Origin of the sequence: Legionella cherrii (assembly GCF_900635815.1) — a bacterium.
GTDB classification, from domain to species: domain Bacteria; phylum Pseudomonadota; class Gammaproteobacteria; order Legionellales; family Legionellaceae; genus Legionella; species Legionella cherrii.
Map to the genome: position 1 here is coordinate 3,490,882 of NZ_LR134173.1, position 13,305 is coordinate 3,504,186.

Consider the following 13,305-nt stretch of genomic DNA (forward strand, 5'->3'; position numbering starts at 1 on the left):
GTAACCCGAGATTTTCAACCACAATCTTCTCGGGTTACGGCTTAACGCTTCATGTCAAAGAATATAACGAGCCAAATCCTCATCCGCTACAATCTGTCCGAGATTTTTTTCTACATAGGCCTTGTCAACATGGACTGATTCACCTGATTTATCAGTCGCTTCAAACGAAACAACCTCCAATAATCGCTCCATCACCGTGTAAAGTCTACGCGCACCAATATTTTCTGTACGCTCATTGACTTGCCATGCCACTTCAGCAATACGTCTAATTCCTGTTTCATCAAAAGTTAACGTTAATCCTTCCGTCGCCATCAAAGCGCTGTATTGCAATGTCAATGAAGCTGTAGGCTCAGTAAGAATTCGAACAAAATCATCCACAGAAAGAGCAGACAACTCAACACGGATAGGTAATCGCCCTTGCAATTCAGCAATCAAATCAGAGGGCTTGGCTACATGGAATGCCCCAGATGCGATAAATAAAATATGATCGGAACGAATCATACCGTATTTTGTCGTCACTGTTGTTCCCTCAACGAGAGGTAATAAATCGCGTTGTACCCCTTCACGCGACACATCCCCGCCGCCTCCATTTTCAGCACGTCGTGCAACTTTGTCCAACTCATCAATAAAGACAATACCATTTTGTTCTACATTTTCTATAGCACGAATCTTTATGTCATCTTCATTAATTAATTTAGCAGCCTCCTCTTCACGTAAAATTTGCATTGCCTTAGCAATAGTCATTTTACGTGTTTTTGTTCTATGAGTTCCTACTTGTTGGAACATCGATTGCAATTGGCTTGTCATTTCTTCCATACCAGGAGGAGCCATAATTTCGATGCCTATTGGTGTTGCTGAAATTTCTATTTCAATTTCATTTTCGTCAAGAATTCCCTCACGCAATTGTTTACGGAAAACCTGTCTGGCCGTGCTATCCTTTTCACTTGGAGTTAAACTGCCACGTGCTGGAGGAAGTAATACATCGAGAACTCGCTCTTCAGCGGCATCTTCAGCCAAATGTTCCACCTTCTTCATGGCAAATTCACGCTCTTGTTTTACCGCAATATCTGCTAAATCACGGATAATGGAGTCTACATCACGTCCGACATAACCCACTTCGGTAAATTTTGTTGCCTCTACCTTGATAAATGGAGCACGAGCCAACTTCGCCAAGCGTCGAGCAATTTCGGTTTTTCCCACACCAGTTGGTCCAATCATGAGAATATTTTTTGGCATAATTTCATTGCGCAAAGCAGGATCTTTAATGTTCATGCGCCGCCAACGATTACGTAATGCAATTGCTACGGATCTTTTTGCATCATCCTGGCCAATAATATATTTATCTAATTCCTGGACAATCTCACGAGGGGTCATCACCTCTCGGATACTCTCATGAAGAGTCATCATTTTACTGTTTTTCGTTGCCATTATTTAATTCTTCTATAGTTAAATTGTTATTGGTATAAATACAAATATCCCCAGCAATAGTTAACGCTTTACGCACTATTTCCATAGCGGATAGGTTTGTATTTTCCATTAATGCTCGTGCAGCTGCTTGCGCAAAAGGTCCGCCTGAACCAATAGCAATTAAGCTATGTTCAGGCTCAATCACATCGCCATTACCTGTAATAATTAAGGAGGATTTTTTATCTGCTACGGCAAGAACCGCTTCGAGGCGGCGCAACATTCTGTCCGTTCTCCAATCTTTCGCAAGCTCGACTGCAGCACGAACTAAATGGCCTTGATGCATTTCCAGCTTACTCTCAAAACGTTCAAAAAGAGTAAACGCATCCGCCGTACCGCCAGCAAAACCCGCAATAATTTGATCTTTGTAGAGGCGCCGCACCTTACGTGCATTACCTTTCATCACGGTATTACCTAAAGTTACCTGACCATCTCCGCCGATAACTACCTGATTTCCGCGTCGTACTGAAAGTATTGTTGTCCCACGAAATTGTTCCAAAATTAAATCCTCAAATGAAACCGGAATAGCGTACATGGGGATGATAAACAAAAAAACAAGGGGTTCAAAATGATAAATTCTAACTGCAAATAATACCACATCACCGTTGTTGCTGAGTAAGCAGCCCTATCTTATGCATAATTCGTTATTGGATTTATCCTAAGTTGGCCCATAATTAGATATTGTCTCACTGAAGAGATTTGCTGAATTTTAGGTTGGGCCTCGGCCGAACATTTCTTTAAAAGCAAATGGACCGTTATTTTGTTGGGCCAAGGCCCAAGCTAGAGCTTATATAGATTCCTGGTCACAATCAATTTTGTGAATGCCAGGGATTAGATTAAAAAAGATACACCATTAGGTAAATTCTCTAATCCTAGATGTTGTGCAATACTTTGCCCTACATCTGCAAAGGTATCTCGACGTCCAATAAAACGGCTCTTAAGGCTTGGTCCATAGACTAAAACTGGAATATGCTCTCTGGTATGATCTGAACCAGGAAAAGTAGGATCGCACCCATGGTCTGCCGCAATCACAATAAGGTCGTCAGGCCTTAATAAAGCCTCAAGCTCTGGAAGTCGCGCATCAAACTCCTCAAGGGCATGCGCATAACCGATTACATCACGTCGATGCCCGAATGAAGAGTCAAAATCTACAAAATTAGTAAAAACCAAACTTCCTTCGGGAGCAGTGTTCATCGCAGTCAAAGTGGCGTCAAATAAGGCCATATTACCATCAGCCTTAATGGTTTGTGTTATTCCCTGATGCGCATAAATATCAGCAATTTTTCCTAGAGCGATTACTTCACGGCCGGCTTCCTTTAAATAATCAAGTAATGTTTTTGCTGGAGGCAAAGTAGCATAATCCTTGCGATTCGCAGTACGTTTGAATGCGCCTGGTTGTCCTATAAATGGGCGCGCAATCACACGTCCAATCTGATATTCATCGACTAAAGTGCGGGCAATTTCACAAATATCATATAAGCGCTGCAAACCAAAACTATCTTCATGAGCCGCAATTTGAAAAACACTGTCAGCAGAAGTATAAACTATGGGTTTACCACTTCGCATATGCTCCTCACCTAATTCTTCAAGAATTGTAGTTCCAGATGCATGCTTCTCACCAAGTACTCCTGGTAAACCAGCTCGTTGAATCAAGGTATCAATTAATTCTTTGGGAAAACAAAACGGTTGTTCGGGAAAGTAACCCCATTCAAACGTCACTGGAACTCCAGCTAACTCCCAATGTCCACTCGGAGTATCTTTGCCTAAACTCTGCTCTACTGCATAGCCATAATATCCTACAGGTTCAGGAAAAGCAGATAATTCAACAAAGCGCAATCCACTACTGGCTAAGGCAGCATGATATAGTCCTAATTTGGCCAGATTTGGCAAAGCTAATGGTCCTTGACGTACCCCGGCTTTGTCGCCCTCACCGCGCTCACACACTTGATGGATATGAACAAAAGTATTGGCACCTGCATCACCATAGCGAGACGCATCCAAACTAGCGCCTATCCCAAAAGAATCCATGAGTAATATACAAACTCGCCCTGTCATCTTAGTCCTTATTATGTTGGCAGTGTGTTTCTTTTAAACCAAAAAGCATGAAAAAGGCAACTAATAAGCCCACTGGTAAAATAATTGCTGCATATTGGTAGGCACTCAGTAGATAAACAGGTGTCCCATTAACCAATTGCATTCCACTATGATTCGTCAATAAATAACTAAACAGATTTTGATACACAATGTAACCACCCTGAGTCAATATCGAAATCACACTGACTGCTGTTGCGGTCATTGCAGGTGGGCTACTCTCAGCGACCAACGCATAACTAATCACTTGTGCTGAGGTAAAAAACCCAAGCAAGAAAAATAAAATTGCCATGACGTTATAAGAAACGGGCAGATAAAGTACCGCCAGCAAAGTTAATAAGGAAGCAAGCACGCCTATCTTCATGGGCATAATACGTAAACCCATCTTATCAGATATCCAACCAACCAGCGGCGAACCAATGATCGCTCCTAAAAATAACATGCCATTCACCATTGATGCTTGCGCAGAGCTTATATCCAATCGTTGTACCAAATACAAAGTACCCATCATCGCGCCAAATACTGCAATGGCCATATTCATTAAACTGGCATAAAACGCTGCCCGTATGTATTGAGTATTAAAATAGGCTTTTTTAGCAGCTGATAGGACGTTAATAGGTTGAGCGACTTGTTTTACTATGTATTGAGGTCTTTCCTTTATCCAAAAAAACATTAAGACCAACATAGCAAAACCAAGAATTCCCACATTTTGTACTGCTTGGCGCCATCCAACCAGAATAACTAATTTAGTCAAAGGATATTGAGCCAACATACCACCGGCCATTGCCATCGTGACTATAGCTCCAGTGACCAAAGCCATCCGCTTTGGAGGAAACCAATGAGATGCCAAACGTACAGGGCCTAGAAAACAGAATGCACTTCCAATGCCGGTGATAAATCGACAAAACAAAGCTAAATAAAAGGAATGAGAGTAAGCCAAAAGAAAAGTACTGGCTACACACAAAAACATCGCGACTAATAAGGTATTTTTAATTGAAAAACGGTCAAGGACCATTCCAGCAACAAAAAGAAACAATACATTTGAAAGATAATAGATGCTTGATAACCAAGCCATTTTATCCGCTTGGATCTTAAAATCCTGCATGATGTTTGCAGCGATGGACGCAAACATATTCCCCTGTATAAATTCATAAAAAAAGAATAAGGTTGCAGCAAAACACACCATCCAGGGCAGTAGTGACGACTTTAGATCACTATATTCTTGAAACTCATCCACCACTTGCATTTTTACTCCTCACTTATCGCTTGCAATATGTTTCGCGGGTCAATAACACTGCAATTAAAGCTGCGATCGTAGTTATTGGGAATATCCACATAGCATATTGAAAATCAGCCACAGAATACGTTGTCACTGCCGCACCGGCATGATGCGCTATTAACCAACCAAAAAGCACTTGTCCTACGCCGCCGCCGCCCATAATAATCACTGAGGCAATACCTGTCGCAGCACCTGTATTTTCAGTGGAATTACTTTCAGCCACCAAAGGATAGGAAATTACTTGTGTGCTTGTAAAAAAACCTAAAGCAAAAAAGATAATACTCAGAGTCGTTTGTGATAAAGCGATGTCCAAGAACAAAGGAATAACCGTGATAAGCGTAGCAATAGCTCCCACGATCATTAAAGGTTTGCGACTTCCTTGGGAATCAGACAACCATCCAGCCAATGGACAACCAATGACACTCCCCATAAAAATGAGACTAATAACATTACTGGCGGCCATTTCAGGTAGTTGATGCACCACTTGCAAATAGCTAGCACCCCATAAAGCACATAAAACCATAATAGGTAGATTAAGAAAAGAAGTATAAAATCCCGCTAGCCAGTTTTGAGAGTTAGATAATGCTTGAATAAATCCGGAAAGTACTTGTCCTTGATTGCTATTAATCTTGATTGGTGAATCTTGAGGTTTATCGCTTACGATCCAATAAATCCAAAGAAGCAAAACAGCGCCGACTGCACCATCGATTAACAAAGCCTTACGCCATCCAAATAATTCATAGAGATAAGCAAAAGGAGTATGAGCCATCATTCCACCAACAAAAGCCATCGTAACCAAAGAGCCTATGACAAGCGCTTGCCTTCTTGGTGGAAACCAATGCGATACCAATACCACACAGGATAAAAAACAAAACGCATTCCCTATTCCAGACAGAAAATGACAAAAAGAGGCTAAAATAAATGAGTGAGTTAGCGCAAATCCTACAGTACCCAGGACACAAATAAACATAGCACTTAGAATAACGGTTCGCGTAGAAAAACGATCCAGGATAACTCCTGCTGGAAGGAGAAATAGAATATCTGCCCACAGATAAGCGCTGGACATCCAGCTTAATTGAGTTGCATCAATACCAAAATCATCCCGTAAAGGCTGATTGATTACATCGAAAATATTGAGCTGAAAAAATTCATATAAAAAAAATAAGCCCGCTGACAGACACACAGCCCAGGCCATTAAGTCACCACGAGGCACAAAAGTGCTTGAATTCACTGTAATAGATTGCGACACAGTTACTCCTTATGGCTTAAAAATTGCGCCCGATTATATCAAAACTCTAAATGAATTGGTATCTTTATTGAACAAACTTAGCCTTAACCCAAGCGCAACAAGGCCAAACGCTTAGATCACTGCCTTGAATTTCAGTGAAAATATCCTTTATCTCCTACTCTTGAGTGCAACGAGGAATCTCCTATCGTAACAGTGTGGCAACCATGAAGATCCCTGGCTGATCTCGAGATTACGGGAGTAGGAGAAAGTGGCCGTTAGGACGAATAAGAGACTTAATTGTGAGAAAAAAACCATCAGCCCTATCCCCTCTCCCAGGAGCGGGAGAGGGGATTCCTTTTTAACACAGGGCAGTACCCTCTTTAGGTAATCTACTGTTTATCAATTTCCAGCTTTCTCTGCACAGGATTCTTTTGCTGAAGCCGGAATACGCATCAAGAATAAAGGTTTATCTCCTGCATAAACACGTTGCACTAGAACCATCTTTGAAAATAAGTCAGGAGAAATATTGTGGGTCTCGAGAGGCTCAACTGCCAAATAATTTTCTCGACCATTGCTCAATAAGCCGCAAAGTCTTTTATCACTCAAAGCAAATTTCGCTCTGCCGCCTGAGTAAAATTGTGCTGAGAAATCTGCTTTGTAATCCCAAAATATCAGATAGCTTCCTGCGACTGGATTTTCTTTTAACCAGGCAGCAACTACGAATTTTTGTGTTTTGGAAACGCCTTGTGGCATTGCATTAAATGCAAGAGTTGCCACCAAAAAAATTACCCCGATAACCACAGAAAGTCTAATAAAAAGCTGCTGGGCTTTTACTACAACACCCACTCGATCCCAATATTCTACAAAGAACAACGAAAAAGCTGGAATACTGGGAAAAACATAGGTGTAAATGATATTACTGGAAAATGTAAAAAAGAATAAAGGAACTACGGTGCAAAGAAAGAAATAACTCAACCATCCATCTTTATCGATGAATACTTTACGTAGATTATGTCGGTATTTAACAAACCAAGCAGCACCTAAAAGACACCAGGGGAAAATACCACTTGCAGCATAAATCCAAATCATACCCCAAGGTTGCTTATGTGCATAACCATATTTATCGCCACTCCATCCCGGTTTTAAAAATCGGTTAAAATTCTCACCCACAATAAAATAATTTAAAAACCCAGGTGTACGTATCTCCGCCCAAATATACCAGGGAAGAGCAATAGCAAACATCAATAAGATGCCTTTTATCCAAGGTAGTCTGTGCCACAAATTACGCCATTCATTTCTTAATAAAACCCAAAAAAAGATGGGCAAGCCTGATAAAACAACAGCAACTGGACCTTTTGCCAGCAATCCCAGCCCAAGACCTATAAAAAAAACATAAGACCAAGATGTGCTGCTATCAACCACCGCACGCCAAAATGCAACTAAGACAAGAGTAATGCAAAAGACCAAAGACGGATCAGTCATCACCGTTCCGGCATCAAGGAAAAAATCTAATGTTCCAGCTAGAACTAAAGTGGTGATCATTGCAATAAAAGGCCCACTATGTCTTTTAGCCAAATCCCACACAAGCCATAAGGTCGCCAAAGATAAGAGTAACCCAGGTAAACGAACAGCAAACTCATTAATTCCAAAAAGCTTCATTGAAAAAGCTGAAAGCCAGGTCGACAAGGGGGGTTTTGCCCAAAAGGGTACTCCATAATCATGTAGTGGGGTGACCCAATTTCCCGTTTCCAACATCTTACGAGCAATCTCCGCATAACGCGATTCAGAAACATCGTTCAAAGGAATAAAGCACATCGAAATGATTCGACAGACAAGCAGAAAGAGTAATGCAAATACAGCATTATTATAAAATTGTTGTTGCAACTGTTTATCGTGTTCGATATTCAAAACGGACCTCATTAAAAAAGCTTCCTGTCACCGGCAAGCAATGTGTATTAAATAGATACAAACTCAGGTTCGATGTCTTTCATCAAGATGGCATGAATAAATGCACTTAATAAAAATGACTGAAATATTACTCATTATTTAAATTAATACAAATTTTTTATATTTTACGATGAAAAATAGCTCAACTATTTGGCCAAATAAAGGGGTTAACGTACTGAATTTAATAATTTTTTCATATAAAGGATAAATTGTATAATGAAAATACATGACGAGCGGATTACTTTAGTTTACACTGAGACCTTGTAAGAAGATCTTACATTATTTATCCATTGGACATTTGGAGACTAACATGACGTTTGTACTAAAGGAACTAAGTGAATTAAGAAAACATTTCGATGATACCGTAGACATCATATTAAAACGCGAAAGTAAGGGAAAAATTGAAGATCTTACTAACCCCAACAGAAAATATGAACTTCAATTTCTCACCTCAATACTTCTTAAGCTCGAAGAGCAAGCCAAAGAAAAATCTCCTAATTTAGCATATCTCTCAACCGTCTTTTATGGGGCAATGCTGACGGTAATGCAAGATATCGAAAATAATCGGGGAGTAATGGAATCATCTGGCTTACTCAACGATCGCTTAAAGGATGCTGTAGGAATTGGTGATGAAGTCAAAGCCGAAGACAAACCTGACTTATATCAAAATGCTAAATTCCATACCGCATTAAATACATTTCTAAATCAGATTTTTATAGAACATGATTCTCGTAAAGGCTTTGCAAAAGATCACATGTTGACTGCAGTACCAACAGATAATTTAAGCAAGCTGATTCAAACCTCTTATAAGCTGGAAAAAGATGCTCAGCGTGCAATTGTTGCCTCTTTTACTACGGATGGAGAAACCATTTCTGAGCTCGTTAAATTCAAAGCAGCTAAAAAATCACCAATCTCTGCAACTAATCGATTTGGCGGCTGGGAAAAACTCAATGCTGATCTTGATGAATTGATCAAAGAAGAACTTGCTGATAAAAATGTTGCAAAAATTGAAAAGTTAAAGTCAAAAGAGCGTATCTGTCAGCTTCATTTTCTAAATGCAATTAGAGAATCATTAAAAACTGCGCCAATTGATGAAGCTGAAAAAACTGCTATTCTGGCTGGTTCAATGCATCTGGTGCGTCAACAAATTAAGAATGAATATGCCTCTTCATACGTGTCACATGAAGAAAACTCGGTTATTTTGACAGGCAAGAAGAAAAAGAAAGGATTAAATCAAATTCTTGCTGTTGATGAGGTCAATCCACAGGATGTTGAAGCACTGGTTACATCGGCAACTCAATACATTCAATTTATGACCGTAGCACCGAAAATTAATAATAAAAAAGCGATTCGTGCTGCCCATATTTTTTCAGCAATCACTGAATTCAATCCAGAGTTCAATTTACAATCTATTTTTAATTTACTTATAGACATGATCCATGCTTGTCGTGCGGATGCATTAAAAGTGGTCGTTGAAGAATTTAAGAAGGAAACTAAAGCACCTGAAAAACCTGCTAAAGGATACTTAGGCGGTCTCTCTTCTGCTTTAGGTTCTTTAAGCTTCTATAACAGAAGTAAGAAAGAAGATGATGAAGAAGAAGAGGATGAACTGGAACATAAGAGTAACATGACTAACGGCTAACTCGTTGTACTCTTAGAGCCTTTTTTATTTTAATCATCAAAATAGGGTGACTGAATTATTCTTATTGAGTCGCCTTATTTTAAATATTTTAATCGCTGCCTCACTTCAGATAAGCCATTTAGGTTAATTTTTTGATACAATGCCATCTTTCTCGAATTTGTTTGTGCCGTACTCTAATGAAAATTAAATTTATTATTAAAAAAATGTTATTCTCCCTAATGTTTTTAGTGGTGAGTCAAAATCTCAGTTTTGCATTGGGAGACAATTTTTCCGAAGATGCTGACAATCAAAATAATTACCTCACCCATTCAGTAAAGCAATCCCAGGAAGACCGCGAGCAACAAAAAGACCTTTCAAAAAAATTACCTCCAGTATCCAAAAAAACAGTATCCATCACCATTGATGATCTCCCTTTTGTTGGTGAATATCGAAATTTTCATTTGAACATGATGATCGAGACCATGGCCAAGGAACAAGTTCCTGCTACCGGATTTATTATAGCGAGAGAAGTGCGCAAAGACAGCTGGGAAATACTCCGCAAATTTCGCGATGCTGGCTTTGGATTAGGCAACCACACTTTCTCGCATGCGAATCTCAATAAGATGAGCACTCAGGAGTATATTCAAGAAATTAAAGGAGCAGACCATATTTTGCATCCTGTTTTGACTGAACCTAAATATTTTCGTTACCCCTATTTAGCAATGAGCTCTGGACAAAAAAAAGAAGACATCCTGTGTTATCTTGCCAAAAAAAATTACCATGTTGCTCCCATTACCATAGATTCCAAAGATTTCGTCTTTAATCAACGTTTGTTATCTGTACCTGAGCTCAATAGACGCGCTTATCTCGAAGAATTGAAACCCTTTTATATCGATTTTATTTGGCAACAAACGCTTCGTGCCGAAGAGCACAGCCAATTTCATCACGATAATGAGCGGTCACAAATTTTACTGATTCATGCGAATTTACTTAATGCTTATGTTTTGCCTGATATTATCAATTTGTATAAACAAAAGGGCTATGAGTTTGTCACTTTAGAAGATGCATTAAAAACCTTTAAAAAACCAATCCAATGCAGTAAACAGCCTATTTTTGCTCAAAACAAAAAAAAACATCTACCACAAAAGACCGAACAGGATATGGGAACATTTGTTGAATGGAATTAGGAAAAAAGCATATTTGAACCACACAAATTTCGTTTCTGGTTATTAGAGTCTGCTTATAATTTGCTCGTTCGAGCCCAAATGCTGCGAATTAGATGCCGCTACAATTCACGTCATCCCGAGCATTGGCGAAGGATCTCCTGTTCTAATACTGTGCTACAGCGAGGGCATCCCTCGCTGTACTCAGGATGACGTGGGTTATAAGTTAGGAAGTATTGCAGGAACTACTCCACACGTATTGCACCTTTTATTCATTTTAAACGTGCTAATTCTTGGTAAAAAATTTAGCTTTCACCTAAACTAATAGATAGTGGACATGCTTTAGTTACAAGGGACGGATACCCATGTTAGTTAAGAAGGCAGCTTTTACCTTAATTGAGCTTCTGATAACCTTATTGGTACTCTGCGTTGCGTTAGTTATAGCGCTTCCGGCGTTAAGTAATATGCTCATGAACAATCGTTTAACCGCTTACACCGATATGTTTGTGAATGCATTGAATTATGCGCGCAACAATGCCCTTAATAAATCAATGAATGTGATCGTTTGCCCGTTCGGAGCAGCGCAATCTACTACGTGTGGCGGAAATTGGGGATCTGGATGGATAGTAGTAACCCAGCCTACAGCAGGTGCAGGTACCTTATTGCAAAGCCAACAATTTTTTCCCTCAGATCCTACACTTTCAGGTACTGTGGCGAGCGTAACTTTTGATCCTCATGGATTAACCTCCACGCCGAGTAATTTCAAATTTTGTGACAGTCGAGGTGGAACATTTGCACGCTCTATAGAGGTGTTGGCAACTGGATTTGTCCAATCTGGTTCAACACCCGGGCAAGCTGTCTGGGACAACAGCGCACTTGCATGCCCTTAATGGAGACTATTTATGAATGGTTCAGGAAGAGACAACACGCAACAAAGAGGAATGTCCTTAATTGAAGTCCTTATTGCTTTTGTCATCTTGGCAGTGGGCATGTTAGGGATAGCGGGCATGTTAATCCTTTCGAGCAAAGCCAATAATTCGAGTTACGCCAAACAACAGGCAGTACAATGTATTTATGACATATTTGATAAAATTCGCGCAAATACTCAGGCAGCGATTAATGGTAATTACAATATCAGTAATATCAACAGCAGTGGTTCACCTACTCTTCCAGCAGCTCCTGGGGTGATGTGCAATCAATCGCCTTGTTCGAATGCTCAATTAGCTTCATATGATACCTGGTATTGGTTAAGCTTTGATGTGAGCAGGCTGCCTAATGGCAGCGGTTCGATTACTTCTGCTCCTGCACCAGGGACGGGAGGAAATACAATCATTACGGTAACTGTGCAATGGGACGACAGCTTGGCACAAAATCAAGTTGGGGCAAGCAGTACTCCAGCGCCAACTAACCCTAACTATGTTCAACTAAGCGTACAAAGTCAATTATGAATACATATACTAAATATCAACAAGGTTTTTCGTTAGTCGAATTAATGATTGCCACTGCTATAGGCCTCCTACTCAGTTATGCAGTTATGGAAGTATATGTCACTCAAACTCAAGTCTATAGAACAACAAATTCACAAGCGCTTATTCAAAGTACAGAAAATGCGATTGCTAACTTAGTCATTCCGATTATTCGCTCAACTGGATTTGTAGGGTGTGGTTCAGACAGTACGGCAATGTCTAATTTAAATGGCGGCGGTTCCAGTCCCCTTGGGACACTGAATGCGAACCCAACACTAATCGCTGGGTATAATCGGAATGGCACAACCATTTCCATTACTCAGGATAACCCTAGCAACGACGCTAATGCCGGTGATTGGACACCTTCTCTGGATCCCTCTTTGGCAGGAAGCGTAGAAAATACCAGTGATGTTGTGGTTGTCCTAGGCGCAGCTTCCGGGAGTTTTCCTGTTTCGATAACGGCTATTGACTCAAGCAGTAGCTCCTTTACAGTGCAAAGTACAACGGGTCTTAGCCTTGCTGCAGGTCAATTTGCTGCGGTCTCTGATTGTGTTAAATCCTCGGTATTTGTCATTACTGGAGTAGCAGGAACATCCATTTCCCATGCCGCAGGCTCAGGACAATATGACAATTCTACGTCGACGTTTATTGTTAATTATCAGATTGGATCTCAGTTCATTCCCTTACAACAAACTGCATTTTTTGTAGGACAAGGACAAGGCGGACAAAGCTCATTAATGCGGGGAACCCTGACTGAGACAGGCTGGACTATTCAACCGCTGGTTCCTGGTGTTGACGTAATGAAAGTCCAGTATGGCATAGGTGGCAATGGGACAATCTCTCAGTATGTTACTGCTGACGCAGTTCCAAACTGGGCTCAAGTTTATGCAATTCGTCTGGGTTTTTTAATTGAAGGGCAGGCTGCCTCAGGTAATCAAAATACCACTCAATATAGGGTGTTAGATACGTTAGTTACTGTACCAAACGATAATCGTCTTCGTCATGTTTATGAAGTCAATATTGCGTTAAGGAATGCGGGATCATGA

Annotated in this window: 11 protein-coding genes; 5 read left to right on the plus strand and 6 right to left on the minus strand. The window is 40.3% G+C overall.

From position 1 onward, the window contains the following. Positions 1–54: 54 nt before the first annotated feature. From hslU to EL022_RS14995, 6 genes are all read right to left on the minus strand, one after another. Positions 55–1,428, minus strand: coding sequence for an ATP-dependent protease ATPase subunit HslU (gene hslU, locus EL022_RS14970; protein WP_193392426.1), 1,374 nt, complete (start codon positions 1,426–1,428; stop codon positions 55–57). After that, entirely contained in the window at positions 1,409–1,963 is a 555-nt protein-coding gene (gene hslV / locus EL022_RS14975; RefSeq protein WP_028379803.1) for an ATP-dependent protease subunit HslV, read from the minus strand. The genes hslU and hslV overlap by 20 nt, the downstream gene beginning before the upstream one ends. 332 nt (positions 1,964–2,295) lie before the next feature. After that, the gene (locus tag EL022_RS14980) at positions 2,296–3,519 is read right to left on the minus strand and encodes a phosphopentomutase (RefSeq protein WP_028379802.1); all 1,224 of its coding nucleotides are present in this window, start codon (positions 3,517–3,519) and stop codon (positions 2,296–2,298) included. Position 3,520: 1 nt separating this feature from the next. Continuing rightward, on the minus strand, positions 3,521–4,801 hold the full coding sequence (locus tag EL022_RS14985) for an MFS transporter (RefSeq protein WP_028379801.1): 1,281 nt from the start codon (positions 4,799–4,801) through the stop codon (positions 3,521–3,523). A 13-nt stretch (positions 4,802–4,814) separates the two neighbouring features. Continuing rightward, positions 4,815–6,083, minus strand: a complete 1,269-nt coding sequence (locus EL022_RS14990; protein ID WP_028379800.1) for an MFS transporter — start codon at positions 6,081–6,083, stop codon at positions 4,815–4,817. Positions 6,084–6,461: 378 nt separating this feature from the next. After that, a complete protein-coding gene (locus tag EL022_RS14995; protein WP_028379799.1) occupies positions 6,462–7,982 on the minus strand; it encodes an ArnT family glycosyltransferase in 1,521 nt (506 codons plus the stop codon). Between the two features lie 337 nt (positions 7,983–8,319). Between EL022_RS14995 and EL022_RS15000 the strand changes: the two genes are divergently transcribed. The 5 genes from EL022_RS15000 (at position 8,320) to EL022_RS15020 (ending at position 13,305) form a co-directional block, all read left to right on the plus strand. Further along, positions 8,320–9,651: a hypothetical protein gene (locus EL022_RS15000; RefSeq protein WP_028379798.1), complete on the plus strand. Its 1,332-nt coding sequence runs from the start codon at positions 8,320–8,322 to the stop codon at positions 9,649–9,651. Between the two features lie 176 nt (positions 9,652–9,827). After that, the gene (locus EL022_RS15005; protein WP_028379797.1) at positions 9,828–10,817 is read left to right on the plus strand and encodes a polysaccharide deacetylase family protein; all 990 of its coding nucleotides are present in this window, start codon (positions 9,828–9,830) and stop codon (positions 10,815–10,817) included. 341 nt (positions 10,818–11,158) lie between these two features. Then, positions 11,159–11,683 (plus strand): GspH/FimT family pseudopilin, encoded by a 525-nt coding sequence (locus EL022_RS15010; protein WP_028379796.1) that lies wholly within the window; start codon positions 11,159–11,161, stop codon positions 11,681–11,683. A 12-nt stretch (positions 11,684–11,695) separates the two neighbouring features. Continuing rightward, positions 11,696–12,241 (plus strand): type IV pilus modification protein PilV, encoded by a 546-nt coding sequence (gene pilV, locus EL022_RS15015; RefSeq protein WP_028379795.1) that lies wholly within the window; start codon positions 11,696–11,698, stop codon positions 12,239–12,241. Beyond that, the gene (locus EL022_RS15020) at positions 12,238–13,305 is read left to right on the plus strand and encodes a PilW family protein (RefSeq protein WP_028379794.1); all 1,068 of its coding nucleotides are present in this window, start codon (positions 12,238–12,240) and stop codon (positions 13,303–13,305) included. Before pilV ends, EL022_RS15020 begins: the two co-directional genes overlap by 4 nt.